The organism is Salmonella sp. SAL4457, assembly GCF_046548235.1.
Taxonomy (GTDB): Bacteria; Pseudomonadota; Gammaproteobacteria; order Enterobacterales; family Enterobacteriaceae; genus Salmonella; species Salmonella enterica.
This window is the reverse complement of sequence record NZ_JBGDZO010000004.1, coordinates 327,361-346,201: the sequence shown is the minus strand read 5'-3', so window position 1 is coordinate 346,201 and position 18,841 is coordinate 327,361. Positions and strand designations below refer to the sequence as shown.

At 49.8% G+C, this 18,841-nt stretch carries 15 protein-coding genes and 1 tRNA gene; 8 read left to right on the top strand and 8 right to left on the bottom strand.

Annotation, left to right across the window (positions count from 1 at the left end; translation table 11 throughout):
* Nucleotides 1–363 precede the first annotated feature (363 nt).
* Complete coding sequence (locus tag ACLJNW_RS15410) at nucleotides 364–690, top strand: DeoR family transcriptional regulator (protein ID WP_223151205.1); 327 nt, start codon at nucleotides 364–366, stop codon at nucleotides 688–690.
* Nucleotides 691–813: 123 nt separating this feature from the next.
* A complete protein-coding gene (locus ACLJNW_RS15405) occupies nucleotides 814–2,022 on the top strand; it encodes a type II restriction endonuclease (protein ID WP_000015683.1) in 1,209 nt (402 codons plus the stop codon).
* Nucleotides 2,023–2,064: 42 nt separating this feature from the next.
* Here ACLJNW_RS15405 and ACLJNW_RS15400 read toward each other — a convergent pair whose 3' ends face one another.
* The 4 genes from ACLJNW_RS15400 to ACLJNW_RS15385 all read right to left on the bottom strand — a co-directional run bounded on the left by ACLJNW_RS15400 (nucleotide 2,065) and on the right by ACLJNW_RS15385 (nucleotide 8,246).
* Entirely contained in the window at nucleotides 2,065–3,489 is a 1,425-nt protein-coding gene (locus ACLJNW_RS15400; protein ID WP_001288393.1) for a DNA cytosine methyltransferase, read from the bottom strand.
* A gap of 292 nt (nucleotides 3,490–3,781) precedes the next feature.
* Nucleotides 3,782–7,297 (bottom strand): AAA domain-containing protein, encoded by a 3,516-nt coding sequence (locus tag ACLJNW_RS15395; RefSeq protein WP_038804111.1) that lies wholly within the window; start codon nucleotides 7,295–7,297, stop codon nucleotides 3,782–3,784.
* A gap of 359 nt (nucleotides 7,298–7,656) precedes the next feature.
* Complete coding sequence (locus ACLJNW_RS15390; RefSeq protein WP_023204851.1) at nucleotides 7,657–7,944, bottom strand: Arm DNA-binding domain-containing protein; 288 nt, start codon at nucleotides 7,942–7,944, stop codon at nucleotides 7,657–7,659.
* A 217-nt stretch (nucleotides 7,945–8,161) separates the two neighbouring features.
* Nucleotides 8,162–8,246, bottom strand: a tRNA-Leu gene (locus ACLJNW_RS15385).
* 222 nt (nucleotides 8,247–8,468) lie between these two features.
* Here ACLJNW_RS15385 and ACLJNW_RS15380 point away from each other — a divergent pair.
* Nucleotides 8,469–9,488 carry an NAD(P)-dependent alcohol dehydrogenase gene (locus tag ACLJNW_RS15380; RefSeq protein ID WP_000152566.1) on the top strand — a complete coding sequence of 340 codons (1,020 nt, stop codon included), beginning with the start codon at nucleotides 8,469–8,471 and terminating at the stop codon, nucleotides 9,486–9,488.
* Between the two features lie 27 nt (nucleotides 9,489–9,515).
* On the opposite strand, the gene idnK is transcribed toward ACLJNW_RS15380, so the two are convergent.
* Nucleotides 9,516–10,046: a gluconokinase gene (gene idnK / locus ACLJNW_RS15375; RefSeq protein ID WP_000896756.1), complete on the bottom strand. Its 531-nt coding sequence runs from the start codon at nucleotides 10,044–10,046 to the stop codon at nucleotides 9,516–9,518.
* 216 nt (nucleotides 10,047–10,262) lie between these two features.
* On the opposite strand from idnK, the gene idnD reads away from it, so the two are divergent.
* The 4 genes from idnD to ACLJNW_RS15355 all read left to right on the top strand — a co-directional run bounded on the left by idnD (nucleotide 10,263) and on the right by ACLJNW_RS15355 (nucleotide 14,526).
* Nucleotides 10,263–11,294, top strand: a complete 1,032-nt coding sequence (gene idnD, locus ACLJNW_RS15370) for an L-idonate 5-dehydrogenase (RefSeq protein ID WP_023204850.1) — start codon at nucleotides 10,263–10,265, stop codon at nucleotides 11,292–11,294.
* A gap of 24 nt (nucleotides 11,295–11,318) precedes the next feature.
* The gene (gene idnO, locus ACLJNW_RS15365) at nucleotides 11,319–12,083 is read left to right on the top strand and encodes a gluconate 5-dehydrogenase (RefSeq protein ID WP_000998688.1); all 765 of its coding nucleotides are present in this window, start codon (nucleotides 11,319–11,321) and stop codon (nucleotides 12,081–12,083) included.
* A gap of 61 nt (nucleotides 12,084–12,144) precedes the next feature.
* The gene (gene idnT / locus ACLJNW_RS15360; protein WP_001128356.1) at nucleotides 12,145–13,464 is read left to right on the top strand and encodes a gnt-II system L-idonate transporter; all 1,320 of its coding nucleotides are present in this window, start codon (nucleotides 12,145–12,147) and stop codon (nucleotides 13,462–13,464) included.
* A gap of 63 nt (nucleotides 13,465–13,527) precedes the next feature.
* Nucleotides 13,528–14,526 carry a LacI family DNA-binding transcriptional regulator gene (locus ACLJNW_RS15355; RefSeq protein ID WP_001244065.1) on the top strand — a complete coding sequence of 333 codons (999 nt, stop codon included), beginning with the start codon at nucleotides 13,528–13,530 and terminating at the stop codon, nucleotides 14,524–14,526.
* Between the two features lie 216 nt (nucleotides 14,527–14,742).
* Here the strand turns inward: ACLJNW_RS15355 and lptG are convergent, their stop codons facing one another.
* The 3 genes from lptG to ACLJNW_RS15340 all read right to left on the bottom strand — a co-directional run bounded on the left by lptG (nucleotide 14,743) and on the right by ACLJNW_RS15340 (nucleotide 17,039).
* The gene (lptG, locus tag ACLJNW_RS15350; protein ID WP_001182242.1) at nucleotides 14,743–15,825 is read right to left on the bottom strand and encodes an LPS export ABC transporter permease LptG; all 1,083 of its coding nucleotides are present in this window, start codon (nucleotides 15,823–15,825) and stop codon (nucleotides 14,743–14,745) included.
* Nucleotides 15,825–16,925 (bottom strand): LPS export ABC transporter permease LptF, encoded by a 1,101-nt coding sequence (lptF, locus tag ACLJNW_RS15345; RefSeq protein ID WP_000584132.1) that lies wholly within the window; start codon nucleotides 16,923–16,925, stop codon nucleotides 15,825–15,827. The genes lptG and lptF overlap by 1 nt, the downstream gene beginning before the upstream one ends.
* A 63-nt stretch (nucleotides 16,926–16,988) precedes the next feature.
* Nucleotides 16,989–17,039 carry a hypothetical protein gene (locus ACLJNW_RS15340; RefSeq protein WP_212724070.1) on the bottom strand — a complete coding sequence of 17 codons (51 nt, stop codon included), beginning with the start codon at nucleotides 17,037–17,039 and terminating at the stop codon, nucleotides 16,989–16,991.
* Nucleotides 17,040–17,319: 280 nt separating this feature from the next.
* Here ACLJNW_RS15340 and pepA point away from each other — a divergent pair, with 280 nt between their 5' ends.
* A complete protein-coding gene (gene pepA, locus ACLJNW_RS15335; protein ID WP_000397158.1) occupies nucleotides 17,320–18,831 on the top strand; it encodes a leucyl aminopeptidase in 1,512 nt (503 codons plus the stop codon).
* Nucleotides 18,832–18,841 lie beyond the last annotated feature (10 nt).

The window sequence follows — 18,841 nt, the reverse complement described above, 5'->3', positions numbered from 1 at the left end:
AAAGCTGTTATAAAAAAGTCTATCTGGCCAGATATATAGATTTTTAAATTTATGTGTCTTATCACGACCTGATCTGACACATAGCTTTGAAAGATTGAGAGTTACCGGTTTTGATATAGTGTCGAATCCTTATATAAAACATGAGGTAATTTTCATGCTTCATACGACGAATCCCGTCAGCAAGCTAAGCAAAAGCCAGCAATATCGGGCTACTTACAATCTCCCTGTGCTCTTTAAGGCACCGCCCTTATAAATTCTGCTTGCGCTCGTAATGGTTCATCTGGCGCTCTACGCGTCGCTTGACTACAGGTGTGACTCCACCAGCGCGCTACAGACCATAGTGCGAGAACCGTGGCCGATTACTTGACCACTACAAGTATTATCCATAGAGCTACGACAAGGCTTTTACAGCATGTAGACACTCTGGTTGCCCGCGCTGCCCGAATTGATCTTTTTTTGTATAAATCTGGGCGCTTATCGCGGTTGAGTGGACGGCAAGTCACACTCCTGAACATCACTCTGGCGGAATCTGGCAAGAAATATTCCACGGCAGGCGTAGCGGAAGCGCTTGGCGTATCAGATAACACTGCGCGTAATGACCTGCGCACCCTGGCACGTGAAAATCTCTTAACTGAGATTTCAGAAAACGACCTGAAAACGGTTTTTAAAGTATCTTGGGATCTGAACTAAATACGGGAGAACAAGGAAAAGAACGACATCATATAAAACGACATCGTGAGTATTCACAAAAGCAGAGCTGTGGCAGGATAACCCTCTATAAATCATAGATATTTTTACAGCGAGGAAGTGATGATGTCGGGGCTACATTCATGGCTTTTAGATAAGTCAACCAGTGACACCTATATGTTCATCAAGCGCCTGTCAGCCAACGATACCGGTGCGACGGGCGGGCATCAGGTTGGCATTTACATACCTTCTGGCATTGTTGAGCATCTTTTCCCTTCAATTAATCATACAAGGGATCTTAACCCGTCCGTGACGCTGAATGCACATACCTCCTCGCACAGTTGCCCGGACAGTGAGGCCAGAGCCGTTTATTACAATGGACGTTTTTTTGGTAAGACCCGAAATGAAAAACGTATCACCCGATGGGGAGGAGGAAAGAATCCTCTGCAAAACTCTGAAAACACGGGGGCACTGGCCTTATTGGCGTTTGATCATCGTCAGAGAGCAGATAGTCAATGCGTTGATATCTGGGTGTGTCATGACGCTGAAGAAGAAGATATTGTTGAGTCATCGCTCGGAGAAATTGTTCCCGGATCGTTAGTCTATGGTCCCGCAAATGAGATTCTGGGCGGTCTGGCTTTAAAAGAACCGGTTTCCAGTGGGTATTGTCTTCCGGAAGAGTGGAGAACAAATTTCCCTTCGGGTAAAGAGATTATCCAGTATGCAGCAGCTCACTATTCCCCCAATGTCGTAGGCCCGGATAAGCAACTCATTGAACGTCGTCGTGTTGAATACGAAATTTTTCTGCTGGTGGAGGAAATGCATGTGCTGGGTATAGTTCAGTCTGGGTTTGGTTCCGTAAATGACTTTATTGCACTGGCGAATTCCGTGAGCAACAGACGAAAATCACGAGCCGGAAAATCACTGGAGCTGCATCTTGAACAGCTTTTTAATGAGTATGGACTGAAAACTTTTGAGACTCAGGCCGTTACGGAAGGAAATAAGAAACCAGATTTTTTATTCCCCTCTGCGCAAGCTTATCACGATGAAGCTTTTCCAGAGCAGAAACTGCGTATGTTAGCGGTAAAAACGACCTGTAAAGATCGCTGGCGGCAGATATTAAATGAGGCAGACAGGATTCAGGATATTTATCTCTTTACCCTTCAGGAAGGTGTTTCTGTTGCTCAATTTCAAGAGATGCAGCAGGAAAGGGTCAGGTTAGTTGTGCCCAGTAGCCTTCATGATAAGTACCCAAAAGCTATCCGGGAATATCTTATTTCGTTAGAAACATTTATTGATGAAACTAAATCATTGTATGCCGATGAAATAATTTGATTCTGTTTCCCCCCGGATAAATTCCGGGGGGATCTGTTTATATTATTTTTTGGTCACCTTACTAGCAGCGGCTTTCATAATATAAGGCTGAAGCAGTTTTGCCACGGCTTCAAAAACGGGAACGACCACTGAGTTCCCAAACTGGCGATAGGCCTGAGTATCGGAAACGGGGATTCGGAATGGCTTGCCTCCGGGTTGTTCAAATCCCATTAATCTTGCGCATTCATGGGGCGTCAGTCTTCTTGGCCTTTGTTCCTGATTCTCTGGATTAGAGAAATCGATTTCGCCGAGTTCTTTATCCCATCCTCTGTCGATGAGAATTTCAGATCCATCTTTATGATAACGAGCGGATAATGTTCTCGCGACGCTATTTTCATTATTCGGATCAACCAGACCAAAACCGAATCCATTACCTTTGGCAGCATGCTTTTTAGCATAGTTATAGAGATATTCCCATAACTTAGGGCTCAGTATATATTTACTGTCAACCACAGAGTCCAGAAGCTGACCAAATGTTGGTCTTTTCTCAGGGTAGAATTTATCAATATTCTTTAATGTGAATCCCTGATGGATATTAAGGTCACGGCGGAATCCGACCAGAACAATACGCTCACGATGTTGTGGCAGGAAATTTTTACCATCAATAATTTTAGGATCATCTTTCCCTGTGATATTGGCATCAGCGACTTCATAGCCTAATTCATCAAGGGTATCCATAATGACTTTAAACGTTTTGCCTTTGTCATGGCTCTTAAGGTTTTTCACGTTTTCCAGCACAAAAATGGCTGGTTGCTTTGCCTTGATTATGCGGGCGACATCGAAAAACAGAGTGCCCTGCGCTTCACATTCGAATCCATGTGCGCGTCCGAGCGAGTTTTTCTTACTTACTCCAGCCAGACTGAATGGCTGGCAGGGAAAACCGGCCAGCAGGACGTCATGATCCGGGATATGTTGATCGATATGAGCGTAGGCTTTCTCTTCTGAGATGCCTTCTTCTCCGCTTAGCGTGACTTCGCGGATATCCAGATTGAATGTGTGCGCATCTTCATCGTTGTACCAGTTTGCTTTGTAGGTACGTACCGCTTCTTTATTCCATTCGCTGGTAAAAACGCATTGCCCGCCGATGGCCTCGAATCCTTTACGGATACCACCAATACCAGCAAACAGGTCAATAAAGCGGAAATCATAGTCAGGATGATGAACGGGTTGCTCCGGCAACATTTTCCGTAACAGCGCTTCTTCAGCCATGGTGAGCGATTTTGGCTCACACTTGCCATTTACCCAACGGTTAAGTGTTTCGCGGCTCCACTCATTTTTACCTATTTTTCTTAGTAGTTCTGCGACATACTTCTGGTCGTAAATTTCAAGCACCCGATCAATCAGCTTCCTGTCGCGCTCTTGTTGTTGTTTTTCTTCTGCTTCTGCTTTTTCTAGCAGTTCCTGCGCAAATAAATCGAATTCAGACATAATGCCTCCTCGGGGTTTATGGGTGAAAATATATCACTCATTTGACCCAGATGAAACGATTTGTTCTGGATATTTGATCAGTATATACGTTCAACAGAGCGTACTAATTATGAGAGCTAGCCAATAGTGTTGCCAATTGTTCTGGGGCGTACATACAAACTGCGCAGTGAATCTTACAGTATCAGGCATACATAATTGTTTGGTAAATCATATACTTTCTGTATCACACCAGGTAATACAGCCATCTTACGCTGGAAAACAGTCGATAAGATGGCTAATCAAGATTCCCACCCTAAACCTGACGCCTCTCAAGGCTATTGTAAATTGCCTCAATCTCGCCCTTCAGGTTATCACCGCAATAAACCATCGATGTATCGTATCGTTCATATCGCGCTTCACGTGTCGCGCTAAACCAGTTGAACGATCCCACGCACAGCAAACCATCATCACCAATAACAATTTTGCTATGAACACGATTGACCAGTTTTGTCGCAATACCAAGGGCGTTCAGTTTCTCCAGCGCCGCTTTAAGGTTCTGCTGCTTCTCTTTTCGCTTCTCAAAATCATTATGTTCAGTGTTGTAGCTTCTGTCAGTGACTACCGTGACGTTAATACCACGTGAACACGCCGCAATCATGGAATCAAGAAAACCGGTTTGCTCCAGTTTTTGCCAAGTCAGCCATGGAGAAACTATCGTGATGTGTTTACCGGTATTTTCAAACGTCTGATTCAGGAAATTATCATGCTGCTCCACACCATGGAGTGTGTAGATTTTGGTCTCGGCAGTTTTTAAATCCTTACGCTCTTTATAATCAAAAGTGAGCGCATTCTTCTCTGACTCAAAGAGATATTTTGCCAGTAATCCCCGCGGAGATGAGGCTGGCTGAATCTCAAACAGGTCCATATCGCCGAAGACCAGGAAACTGTCCTTAGCTCGGGAGACAGCAACATTCAGCATGCTGTTATCGCTATCAATAAACGCGCCGTCTTCATGCTTTGAATAGACTGGCGAGAATATAACAATCGCTCTTTCAGCGCCCTGAAGAGAATGCACGGTGCCCACTGTGAGCGATGTTTCATTCACACCAGTGCTGATACCTTGTTTGCCCAGCGCCTGTTTGATGGTCGATACCTGCGCGCTAAAAGGCGTCACGATACCGACAACTTCATGAAGCGATTTACCATAATGCGCTTCAATACTTTGCTGGTTATCTGTCAGCCAGGCCGCTATCGTTTCAGCCTCCAGCAAATTATATCGGCTTCCGCTACTTGCCAGCTCTCCTTTACCATCAATATGGAGATAACCCATTGCTGGCATTAAATTGCTCTCTTCACACCCTCTTTTAGGCAACAACTTACCGTGATAGCAGAGCGTATTGCAGTATCCAATAATATTATCGAAGCACCGGCGGTGTTCATATAAGTACATTCCACGAGCCAGTTCGGGATCATATTGATAGCGTGAGGCACACTGCGCTATTTTCATGACGCTGCCAGATGCGGCGCTTTTACCAAGCTCTGCGATTGCAGTATATTTCTCAGTAATCTCCTCTTGCGTACTGCCTGACAGAATTTTTTCCGCCAGCATGTTACCTATATCAATAGCAGGAGTAATACTCCATATTGGCGGGATCTGTTCCGTATCACCAATCACTAATGCCTTTTTAGCTAAGGCAAACGAGGCAGCAGCCACTTCAGGAAGCACCTGCCCGGCTTCATCGACAATGAGTAAATCGGCGAAGTCATATAAATAGCTTTTCTCGAATTTACGCTGCCCTTTATGTTCACTTATCTGCATATTGCCGGGCAGCATATAGCAGGTCATGACCACGCATGGGGTAAGTTTCATTCGGCGTTGCCAGCGAGCTGTTACCCCTTTAGCACCTTTCTTGCCCTTTTCTTTCTGCAGATCATCAATGCCGGCCATATCCATCAACCAACGACCTTCCCAGTAGTGGGTCGTCAGTAAGAATGCAGGGAAGCGAATCTGCGTATCAGCCAGCTCATCTGCCTGTGAGAAGCTCAGTTCCTCGTCGCCCTCATGCCCTAAATCAAGTGCCAGCCTCTGCCATTCCTGAGCCGCCTGCTGTTCTTTAAGAACGATTTCATGCGCGGAGTCAATCTGCTGCCGGTAGGTTGTTTGCTCGCGCTCGGCGGAATTAAGCAACCTATCGATATTACGTTCGATGGTTTCAGGATCCGACCATTGATTTCCCGCAATCAGCGCACCTAATTTATCTTCGAGAAACAGTTGTATTTGGTACTGCCGCTTACTGCGAACCACTGGTAGCCATGAAAATAATGGATAGATCAGTGATTCACTGGCCCGATATTTTTTCCATTCCGCTTTAGCACTTTTTAGTTGAGTAACTTTTTGTTCTTGCCCGGAGAGTAATTTATTTAAATTATCGAGATATTGCTCAATGTCGTTATCAATAAGCTCTCGCGTTGCCCGAACCTGGCTTAACGTTTGCCATGTTGCGTTCAGTCTTACCAGTTGCTCGGATTTTGCTGCCAACTGACCATGCAGGAGTTCAATAACCTTTTCAGGGGATGAACACTCTTTTTCAGGAAAGGCTGCCTTAGCTTTCTCCAGATAAAACAGCAGTGCATCCTCTACATACTCTTTTGACTCAACCTGGTTGAAGAAATCTTCAGTTTGATATTTTTTGGCGGCCTCGGCTTTACGAGTGCTTGAGGGAAAATAAGCGCCGAAGCTTTTCAGCTCCGGCAACCATCGTCCGGCCATTGCACCAGTGCCTTGGGAAAAATCTTTCCCGAACGCCTCGATAATGTTCGTTACAGCTTGGTTATTCGTTGAAGTCGCGATAATAACCGGAGGTTCCGCTTTTTCGAGAGCCGCTCGGGCCCACTGCGTGGCGATGATAGAAAGCACCAGCGTGGTTTTTCCGGTTCCCGGGGGACCATTAACGGCAAGGATATCGCCATGCCTCGCATCCAGAAAATGGCTTAAGGCATCGCGCTGAGCCTTTGCCAGCGGAAACTTATCCCCGGAGTGTCCAATCCTGTCGCTGAATTTTGCTTCCGGAGGAAGTAATGACTCTGCAGCATGAACCTCTCGCGAGGCGAAACGATTGAAGAGCGGCACATCCTTTTTGCAAACAAGCAGGTGATCATAAAGTGAAAGGATATGGAAACTGGCGCCGCCAGATTGCGCCGTTTTAACAATATAACCGTGCTCAGCGAGTTCATATTGCTCAGGATTTTTAATCCAGTCGCCGACAACGTTCTTCAGCAGCCTTTCTGAATCATCCAGATATTGACGCCAATCCTGCTGCCAGGCTGCATATCGTGCTTCTCGTTCTTCATCTGTTTCGGCGGTCTTATCAACGCGGTCATCAAAGTTGATAGAGAATGACGTATGTGTCGTTTTGTATTTGTCGTACTGCTCAATCTCACCAATTGAAAATGCCCCTTTTGGCAAAGGTTCAAGCAGGTCTCTGGGAATGGAGGTCGCTGGCGCCGGATATAAAAAACCTTCACGGCTCAATAGGGCTGGCGTCACTATCGGGGTAACAATATCAGGCGCACCAGCGGAATGGTCCTTTCCACGCTGCAGTAACCGGAAATAAACCTTTGGCCGCAAGATGACATCGACTGTTTCGACGTCGTCTTTTTCTCCCTCAAAAAATTTACCAACGATCGTTTCGTCAAGACGTCCCGCCGCTATCCCATGCCAGTGGGTGAAATTTTTGGCGTCTTTGCGTTCAAAACTGCCCTTTCCTGACTCAGCATCTGCCAGCGAATTGCGCCAGTATGAGGCAAACCCTAAAGCATTGTCATCCATTACCAGTCCTATGTTTCAATGAAACCCATTGATTTATCGAATATAAAATCACCGTATGAATAACTATTGTCCACGTTGAAAGGCTGGCTGCAATGTTTTGTTCACGCTTCAATACAAATACTCAGGTTATACGGAGTTCAGAAAACGACCATATCATGCTGCATGTCACATAATAGCGTTATAACTGAAGCAGTAGAGGATTATCGGCTGCGCAACTCGCTCCAGAAGCCCGTGAACCCGACTGGACAGCGTTCAGTGCAATATTGAAACCTGTAAGCTCAGAAAATAACGCTGTCGAATGTTCCGCCGACCAGATTATGTTACTGGCGCCCCATTCGCGCGCTACGGACTCAAACGTATTAAAGAGGTTCGCCACCCCGCTTGTCCTCTCTGCGTTTTTCCGCCGGATTAGTGCCTTCTAAAATAAGCCTGCTTATATCCGCTTGCTTCTCCCTTGCCAGTGCGAGAGAAATGAGCGGATAAGGGCCTAATGCCATACGGTTCTTTTTGTTTCCAAAGCGAAATTTCAGATACCACAGCTTGGATCCGCTGGGGTTCACCTGAATGTAAAAACCGTGGCAGTCAAAGAGCCTGTATGCCTTGCCAGGCAGCCTGGCATGCCGGATTGCGAGATCTGTAAGTGCCATTTGGGGGGCACTCCTCTATCGAACCGGGTTTGCCCCTTTTTGCCCCCAGATCGCGTGGATGTTAATGGATGAAAAACGACCAACACGGAAAGACCACAAAATAAATATTTCTATTACAGAAAAATAAATTATCTTTGAATTACAGATGGATATAGACGAATCTGAACGGAAATGGACACAAAAAAGCCACCCTTAGGTAGCTAATTATTGCATCACTTGGTGCCGAAGGCCGGACTCGAACCGGCACGTATTTCTACGGTTGATTTTGAATCAACTGCGTCTACCGATTTCGCCACTTCGGCACTGAAGAGGTATGCGGAAAACGTTGTGGATTATACCTGTCATACGCCGCCATGCAAGCACGAGCATACACCTGTATCGCTAAGTGCTGAAAATTTCAGCAGCGTTGAGTATTAAATAGAATAATCAGGCTACTTCCCGCCTTCTCCAGCAGATTAACGCCGGGCGTCCCTTGCCTCCATGCTCTACACTTTTCAGTTCAACACCACATTAAGGGAAACACAATGACGATAATAAAAAGCTACGCCGCCAAAGAGGCGGGCGGCGAGCTCGAACTCTATGAATATGACGCGGGAGAACTCCAACCGGAAGATGTCGAGGTACGGGTCGACTACTGCGGGATCTGCCATTCCGATCTGTCGATGATCGACAATGAATGGGGGTTCTCTCAATACCCTCTGGTTGCCGGACATGAGGTCATCGGTCGGGTGGCCGCACTCGGCAGCGCGGCACAGGATAAGGGACTAAAAGTCGGCCAGCGCGTTGGAATAGGCTGGACGGCGCGCAGCTGCGGACACTGCGATGCCTGTATCAGCGGCAATCAAATTAACTGCCAGGAAGGCGCAGTGCCCACTATCCTCAATCGTGGCGGTTTTGCCGAGAAGCTTCGCGCGGGCTGGCAGTGGGTAATTCCTCTTCCGGAGAATATGGATATGGCGTCCGCAGGCCCGCTGTTATGTGGCGGCATTACGGTCTTTAAACCGCTATTGATGCACCATATTACTGCTACCAGCCGCGTTGGCGTCATCGGTATTGGCGGGCTGGGGCATATCGCCATAAAGCTGTTACACGCAATGGGCTGCGAAGTCACCGCGTTCAGCTCCAATCCATCGAAAGAGCAGGAAGTGCTGGCGATGGGGGCCAATAACGTGGTGAACAGCCGCGATCCGGAAGCGTTAAAAGCACTGGCGGGCCAGTTCGATCTCATTATTAACACGGTCAACGTCGATCTCGACTGGCAGCCCTACTTCGAAGCGCTGACGTATGGCGGCAACTTCCATACCGTTGGGGCGGTATTGAAGCCGCTGCCCGTACCGGCGTTTACATTAATTGCCGGCGATCGCAGTATCTCAGGCTCGGCAACCGGAACGCCATATGAACTTCGCAAACTGATGAAATTCGCCGGACGCAGCAAAGTCGCGCCCACCACGGAACTGTTCGCAATGTCACAAATCAACGAGGCTATCCAGCACGTTCGCGACGGCAAAGCCCGCTATCGTGTAGTGCTAAAAGCTGACTTCTGACCGCCTGACTCAGCGCTTTGACAATGATCAGGAAGCGCTGAGTGCCTGACGAAAAGCCTGTACAGCCAGTCGGCACTGCTCCGTCACGTGCTCGATGTCATGATTAACATCGATACGCGCAATATCATGTTCATCGGCACAGGGTCGCTCCAGCGCGTCAAACTGACTTTGCAGCAGGTCTGGCGGCATAAAATGCCCGGCACGACGCTGCATTCGCTGCAGAATGGTGGCGTAATCGCCGTCCAGCCACAGGAAATGTACGTTAGGGCTACTCTTACGTAAAATATCGCGGTACTGTTTTTTTAATGACGAGCAGACAATAAATCCCGTCTCATTTTTTTTATAAAGACTGTATGAAGCGTCATTTAATCGTTCCAGCCAGGGTAAACGGTCTTCATCAGTTAATGGTATTCCCTGAGACATTTTATCAATGTTTTTCGCCGGATGGAGATCATCGCCGTCAATAAACTTCGCAGAAAATAATGTTGCAATTTTGCTGCCTATTAAAGATTTACCACTACCTGAAACACCCATTAAAATATAGCTTTCCCCGGCCATTTAAATACCTCTGAGTCATATTCCACACCACAATATTACGCCTCTACGTTCGACAATTTCACGTTTTTTAATTTCCATAGAGAAGAACTCTAAGGCACATCACGTTATGCGTAACATTGTAGTGTAACAATTTTCCAGCGTGACATAAGTCACAAATAATGACAAATAAAACCGCTTAAATGCGTTCAGGGTAACTACCTGACCAGTGAGGAATTTATGGAAGTAAAAACTCAATCCTGCGTTGTTGCGGGTAAGCGTGCTGTTGCCGTTACGGAACAAAATATTGAATGGAATAATAAAGGAACACTCGTACAAATTACCCGTGGCGGCATTTGTGGGTCTGACTTACATTATTATCAGGAAGGCAAAGTCGGCAATTTTACAGTAAAAGCGCCAATGATTTTAGGTCATGAAGTGATTGGCAAAATCGTTCATAGCGACTCAGATTTATTACGTGAAGGACAACCGGTAGCGATTAATCCATCGAAGCCTTGCGGTCATTGCAAATACTGTCTGCAGCATGAAGAAAACCACTGTACTGAAATGCGTTTCTTTGGCAGCGCCATGTATTTTCCGCATGTCGATGGCGGTTTTACCCGATTTAAAGCTGTCGATACCGTTCAGTGCATTCCCTGGCCGGAACAGGCAGACGAAAAAGCCATGGCCTTTGCCGAACCGCTGGCGGTTGCCATTCATGCGGCTCATGAGGCGGGCGATCTGCAAGGCAAACGCGTCTTTATCTCCGGCGTTGGCCCTATCGGCTGCCTGATTGTTAGCGCGGTAAAAACGCTGGGCGCGGCGGAAGTAGTATGTGCCGATATCAGCGCCCGTTCTCTCTCGCTGGCCCGGCAGATGGGCGCGGATACGCTGGTGAACCCACAGCATGATTCTCTCGATGACTGGAAAGCAGAAAAAGGGTATTTCGATATCAGTTTTGAAGTCTCTGGGCATCCTTCCTCTATCTCAACGTGTCTGGAAGTCACACGGGCCAAAGGCGTGATGGTGCAGGTTGGCATGGGCGGCGCAGTCCCCAACTTCCCGATGATGATGGTAATAAGCAAAGAGATCTCCCTGAAAGGCTCTTTCCGCTTTACTACCGAATTTAATACTGCGGTTTCCTGGCTTGCCAACCGCGTTATCAATCCGCTGCCGTTACTGAGCGCGGAATATCCATTTACCGACCTGGAAGCGGCGCTGATCTTTGCCGGAGACAAAACACAGGCGGCAAAAGTTCAGCTCGTTTTCTGAGAAAGTAAAATAAGGGACACTATCATGAACGATCTTTTTTCACTGGCAGGTAAAAATATCCTTATCACCGGAGCCGCTCAGGGAATTGGTTATTTGCTGGCGACCGGTCTTGGTCGCTATGGCGCGCGCATTATTGTTAACGATATCACCCCGGAGCGCGCCGAAACAGCCGTGACGAAACTTCAGCAGGAAGGGATAAAGGCTATTGCCGCTCCCTTTAATGTCACCCATAAACAGGATATTGAAGCTGCGGTTGAACATATCGAAAAAGATATCGGCGTCATTGACGTCCTGATAAATAACGCCGGTATCCAGCGCCGTCATCCGTTTACTGAGTTTCCCGAGCAGGAGTGGAATGATGTCATCGCCGTAAATCAAACCGCGGTTTTTCTCGTCTCTCAGGCCGTTACGCGCCGTATGGTGGCGCGTCAGGCAGGAAAAGTGATCAACATCTGTTCGATGCAAAGCGAGCTGGGCCGCGACACGATTACGCCATACGCCGCGTCGAAGGGTGCCGTGAAGATGCTGACTCGCGGCATGTGTGTGGAGCTGGCGCGTCATAATATCCAGGTCAACGGTATTGCGCCGGGATACTTCAAAACGGAGATGACCAAAGCGCTGGTTGAAGATGAAGCCTTCACCTCCTGGCTATGCAAACGTACGCCTGCCGCACGCTGGGGCGATCCCCAGGAGCTTATTGGCGCAGCGGTGTTTCTCTCGTCAAAAGCCTCCGACTTTGTTAACGGACATCTGCTGTTTGTCGATGGCGGTATGCTGGTTGCCGTCTGAGCAGGGAAATACGACGCAGCGCGTAAGCGCTGCTATTTTGGCGCTAATAAGAGAGACGAATATGCCATTAATAATTATTGCGGCAGGCGTTGCGCTGCTGTTGGTCTTAATGATTGGCTTTAAAGTTAACGGCTTTATCGCCCTTGTTCTGGTTGCCGCCGTGGTGGGATTTGCCGAAGGGATGGGCGCGCAAGACGTCCTGCACTCCATACAAAACGGAATTGGCGGTACTCTGGGCGGACTCGCCATGATCCTCGGTTTTGGCGCGATGCTGGGAAGATTAATTTCCGATACCGGCGCCGCGCAGCGCATTGCGACGACGCTCATTAATACGTTCGGCAAAAAACGCGTGCAATGGGCGCTGGTGATCACCGGGCTTATCGTCGGCCTGGCAATGTTTTTTGAAGTCGGATTCGTACTGCTGTTGCCGCTCGTTTTTACGATTGTGGCCTCATCGGGACTGCCCTTGCTGTATGTCGGGGTTCCAATGGTCGCCGCCTTATCCGTTACGCACTGCTTCCTGCCACCGCATCCCGGCCCTACCGCTATTGCGACAATTTTTGAGGCAAATCTCGGTACGACCCTGCTGTATGGGTTAATCATTACCATACCGACCGTGATTGTTGCCGGCCCTCTGTTTTCAAAATTGCTGGCGCGCTTTGAGAAAGCGCCGCCTGAAGGATTATTTAATCCTCACCTATTCAGTGAAGAGGAGATGCCGTCATTCTGGAACAGTATTTTTGCCGCCGTGATCCCGGTCATTCTGATGGCCATCGCAGCGGTATGTGAAATCACGCTGCCAAAAACGAATGCCGTGCGGGTTTTCTTCGAATTTATCGGTAATCCAGCAGTGGCGTTGTTTATTGCCATTATCATCGCCATTTTTACGCTGGGGCGACGCAATGGACGTACGGTTGAGCAGGTGATGGATATCGTCGGCGAGTCCATTGGCGCTATTGCGATGATTGTTTTTATCATCGCGGGCGGCGGCGCGTTTAAGCAAGTGCTGGTGGATAGCGGCGTGGGTCAATATATCTCGCAATTAATGACCGGCACATCGCTATCTCCGTTATTAATGTGCTGGACGGTAGCCGCCGTGCTGCGTATTGCGTTAGGTTCCGCGACCGTGGCCGCGATAACCACAGCGGGCGTCGTATTGCCGATTATTAACGTAACCCACGCCGATCCGGCGTTAATGGTACTGGCGACAGGCGCGGGAAGCGTTATTGCATCACATGTTAACGATCCCGGTTTTTGGCTGTTTAAAGGGTATTTTAATCTTAGCGTCGGGGAAACCCTACGCACCTGGACCGTTATGGAAACATTGATTTCTGTCATGGGGTTGCTGGGCGTACTGGCGCTGAATGCGGTTCTGCATTAATTCATCATCCGCAGCCCAATTAACCATGGGGGCGACGTTCCCGCCCCCGGTACTGGAGAAAACATGAGGAATCACAGAATTTCTTTGCAGGATATCGCTACGCTTGCTGGCGTGACAAAAATGACGGTGAGCCGTTACATCCGCTCGCCGAAAAAAGTCGCCAGGGAAACCGGCGAGCGTATTGCGCAGATCATGGAGGAAATTAACTACATACCAAATCGCGCGCCAGCTATGCTGTTAAACGCGCAAAGTTACACTCTGGGCGTGCTGATCCCCTCTTTTCAGAACCAGTTGTTTGCCGACATTCTTGCCGGGATTGAATCCGTAACGTCGGGTCATAACTACCAAACTCTCATTGCGAATTACAATTACAATCGCGATTCGGAAGAAGAGTCCGTTATCAATTTACTGTCTTACAATATCGACGGCATTATTCTTTCAGAAAAATATCATACCCTCAGAACCGTCAAATTCCTGCGCTCAGCAACCCTTCCGATTGTAGAACTTATGGACATCCAGGGCGATCGCTTAGATATGGAGGTGGGGTTTGATAACCGTCAGGCCGCCTTTGATATGGTCAGCACCATGCTGGATAAACGCCAGCGGCGTAAAATCCTCTATCTGGGTTCAAAAGACGATATCCGTGATGAGCAGCGTTATCACGGCTACTGCGATGCGATGACGCGCCGGGGGCTGGCGCCGTTGCGCATCAATCCCCGCGCTATCTCCTCTATCCATCTGGGGATACAGCTAATGCGTGATGCGCTTACTGCGCACCCGGACGTGGATGGCGTCTTTTGTACAAATGACGATATCGCAATGGGCGCTCTACTGTGGTGCCGAGAGCGTCAACTGGCCGTACCGGAGCAGATCTCCATCGCTGGCTTCCACGGTCTGGAGATGGGCAGGCAAATGATACCGAGCCTCGCCAGCGTAATTACCCCTCGTTTTGAGATCGGGCGCAGAGCCGCGCAGATGTTGCTCAACAAAATTAAAAATAACGATCTCAACCATAATACGATTGATTTGGGTTATCAGATTTATCACGGCAGCACGTTATAAATTTTTTGATCTACTTTTTCCCGCAGCTTGCCTGAGCTTAACGCGTAGCCAAAAGCGCCACGCGTCAGGTTACGCACTACATCATTCGAGGAATACCAGGCGGTCTGCCGGATGGCGGCGGAAAGGACTTATCAGGCCTACGGGTTCTGGTAGGCCGGATAAGCGCAGCGCCATCAGGCACTGCGCTTTACTGCATTGCCGGATGGCTGCCTGTGATTACGACTTACGCAGCATTAGCCACAGGCTAATCAGGAAGAAAGACGCGCTCGGCAGCAGCGCGCCGACAATCGGCGGAATGCCGTATACCAGCGTCAGCGGGCCAAAAATCTGGTCGAGGACGTAGAAGACGAAGCCGAAGCTAATCCCCGTCACCACGCGCACGCCCATCGGCACACTACGCAGCGGTCCAAAGATAAACGACAGCGCCATCAGCATCATCACCGCCACGGAGAGCGGCTGGAAGATTTTACTCCACATATTGAGCTGATAACGTCCGGCGTCCTGTCCGCTCGACTTCAGATATTTAACGTAGTTATGCAGACCGCTGATGGAAAGCGCATCCGGGTCCAGCGCCACCACGCCTAACTTATCCGGCGTCAGATTCGTTTTCCAGGTGCCGCTCACCGTCTGCGAACCGGTGATCTGTTTCGGGTTTTGCAGATCGGACTCATCCACCTGCGACAAACGCCAGACCTTATGCTCCGGGTCGAATTTTGCCGAAGCGGCGTAACGCACTGACTGCAAACGACGCTGATCGTTGAAAGCGTAAATACTAATGCCGGCCAGCTCCTCGTCGCCCTTCACCCGTTCAATATAGACAAAGTTATTCCCGTCTTTCGCCCACAGACCTTGCTGGGTGGAAAGCAGCGAACCGCCATACATCGCCTGCGCACGATAGTTACGCGCCATCTGCTCGCCCTGCGGGGCGACCCATTCGCCGATCGCCATGGTCAACAGCACCAGGGGGATAGCCGTTTTCATCACCGACAGCGCCACCTGCATACGGGTGAAACCCGATGCCTGCATCACCACCAGTTCGCTACGCTGCGCCAGCATCCCCAGTCCCAGCAGCGCGCCAAGCAGCGCCGCCATAGGAAAGAAGATCTGGATATCCTTAGGTACGCTGAGCAGGGTGTACATACCCGCGCCCAGCGCGTCGTAGTTACCCTGCCCCGCTTTTTTCAGCTGATCGACAAACTTGATGATCCCGGAGAGCGACACCAGCATGAACAACGTCATCATGATGGTGGTAAAAATGGTTTTACCGATATAGCGGTCAAGTACACCAAATGGCTGCATTATACCGCTCCTTTACGCAGAAAACGGGCACGCAGGCGGCGGACCGGCACCGTATCCCACAGGTTTAAACCAATCGCCAACGCCAGATAGATCAGGTTGACCGCCCACATCCAGATAACCGGGTCCAGTTTGCCTTTACCGCCATTCGATTTAATGGAGGTCTGGATCAGGAAGAACAGCAGATAAAGCAGCATGGCGGGCAACATAGACAAGACGCGCCCCTGACGTGGATTCACCACGCTGAGCGGCACGACCATCAGCGCCATCATAAATACGGTAAAGACTAACGTGATACGCCAGTGCAGCTCGGCACGAGCGCGATCGTTGTCGGTATTCCACAGCGTGCGCATGTCCATCTGGTCGGTATCGTTCGGGTCCAGCGCCACGGCCTGATGGCCAATAATCGCCTGATAGTTCTGGAAGTCGGTGATGCGAAAATCGCGTAGCAACGCCGTCCCTTCAAAACGCGTCCCTTTGTTTAAGGTGACAACCTGGGAACCATCGCGCAACTGAGTAAGGTGTCCGGAATCGGCCACGACTACAGAAGGACGAGCATTGCCCTTAGGGCGAATCTGCGCCAGGAAAACATCGTGGAAGTCGCTGCCATCAACGCTTTCGATAAACAGCACCGAGCTGCCGTTGGTCGCCTGCTGGAATTGCCCCTGCGCCAACGCCGCCATACCGGGGTTCGCTTTCGCCTCCGCCAGCACTTCATCCTGGTGTTTTGACGACCAAGGGCCGGCCCACATCACGTTAACCGCCGCAAGGATACCGGTAAATAACGCCAGTACCATGGCGGCCTTTACCAGCACGGCTTTGCTCAACCCACAGGCGTGCATGACCGTAATTTCACTTTCGGTATACAGTTTGCCCAGCGTCATCAGCAGCCCCAGGAACAGGCTTAAAGGCAGGATGAGCTGCGCCATTTCCGGTACGCCCAGCCCCAGAAGCGAGAGCACCAGATTTGCGGGAATATCGCCGTCAACCGCCGCGCCGAGAATCCTCACTAACTTTTGACAAAAGAAGATCAAAAGTAAGATGAAGAGTATCGCCAGCTGGCTTTTGAGCGTCTCCCGCACCAGATATCTTATGATTATCACTTTAAATACGCCCGTAAAAACCCATTTTTTTGCTGGAATTTAGCTTGTTTCATGGCTTAAACGTCATTTATTCTCTTGAGTCGTCGAAATCATCGCTAAGATCATTATACTCAGCGGATTCACCTCTCAGAACTTGTTCTGACGTGCCAATGCCGTAATAACGTTAAGATTAACACGAAGTCACCGCAACAGCGGATATGAGTTACGAAAGCTTTCAATTTCTATACTCTAATGGATTTCGAGTTGCAGGCAGGCGGCAGAACTGTGAAGCCCCGGAGCTTACATCAGGTAAGTGACAGGGGTGAGCAGGCGCAGCCAACGCATCTGCAACTTGAAAGACGACGAGTATAGCTGTAGCCACCACTGTTGTCTTTAAGATTCAGGAGCATAGTGCATGGAGTTCAGTGTAAAAAGCGGTAGCCCGGAGAAACAGCGGAGTGCCTGCATTGTCGTGGGCGTCTTTGAACCGCGTCGCCTTTCTCCGATTGCAGAACAGCTCGACAAAATTAGCGACGGATACATCAGCGCATTGCTGCGTCGCGGCGAACTGGAAGGAAAACCGGGGCAGACTCTGTTGCTGCACCATGTTCCCAACGTTCTTTCCGAGCGAATCCTCCTCATTGGTTGCGGCAAAGAGCGCGAGCTTGATGAACGTCAGTATAAGCAGGTTATTCAGAAAACGATAAATACTCTGAATGATACCGGCTCAATGGAAGCCGTCTGCTTCCTGACCGAGCTGCACGTCAAAGGCCGCAACAACTACTGGAAAGTGCGTCAGGCCGTCGAAACGGCCAAAGAGACGCTTTATAGCTTTGATCAACTCAAGACCAACAAGAGCGAGCCGCGCCGCCCGCTACGTAAGATGGTCTTTAATGTGCCGACCCGCCGTGAGCTCACCAGCGGCGAACGCGCCATTCAGCACGGTCTGGCCATCGCCGCCGGGATTAAGGCAGCGAAAGATCTCGGCAACATGCCGCCCAATATCTGTAACGCCGCCTACCTGGCGTCACAGGCGCGCCAGTTGGCTGACAGCTACAGCAAAAATGTCATCACCCGCGTCATCGGCGAACAGCAAATGCGCGAACTGGGTATGAACGCTTATCTGGCGGTCGGCCACGGTTCGCAGAATGAATCGCTGATGTCGGTGATTGAGTACAAGGGCAATCCGTCCGAAGACGCGCGCCCGATCGTGCTGGTGGGTAAAGGCCTGACCTTCGACTCCGGCGGCATCTCCATCAAGCCATCTGAAGGGATGGACGAGATGAAGTACGACATGTGCGGCGCGGCGGCGGTTTACGGCGTGATGCGTATGGTTGCCGAGCTTCAGCTACCGATTAACGTTATCGGCGTGCTGGCGGGCTGTGAAAACATGCCGGGCGGACGCGCGTATCGTCCGGGCGACGTACTGACCACCATGTCCGGTCAGACGGTTGAAGTGCTGAATACCGATGCTGAAGGCCGTCTGGTTTTGTGCGACGTGCTGACCTACGTTGAGCGCTTCGAACCGGAAGCGGTCATTGACGTCGCGACGCTAACTGGCGCCTGCGTGATTGCGCTGGGCCATCACATTACCGGTCTGATGTCGAACCATAACCCGCTGGCGCATGAACTGATCGGCGCGTCCGAGCAAGCGGGCGACCGCGCGTGGCGTCTGCCGCTGGGCGATGAGTTCCAGGAACAACTGGAGTCCAACTTTGCGGATATGGCGAATATTGGTGGTCGTCCTGGCGGCGCTATCACCGCGGGCTGCTTCCTGTCGCGCTTTACCCGTAAGTATAACTGGGCGCACCTGGATATCGCCGGCACCGCCTGGCGATCCGGCAAAGCGAAAGGCGCGACGGGTCGTCCGGTAGCGCTGCTGTCGCAGTTCCTGCTCAATCGTGCGGGCTTTAACGGCGAAGAGTAAGTTTGAGATT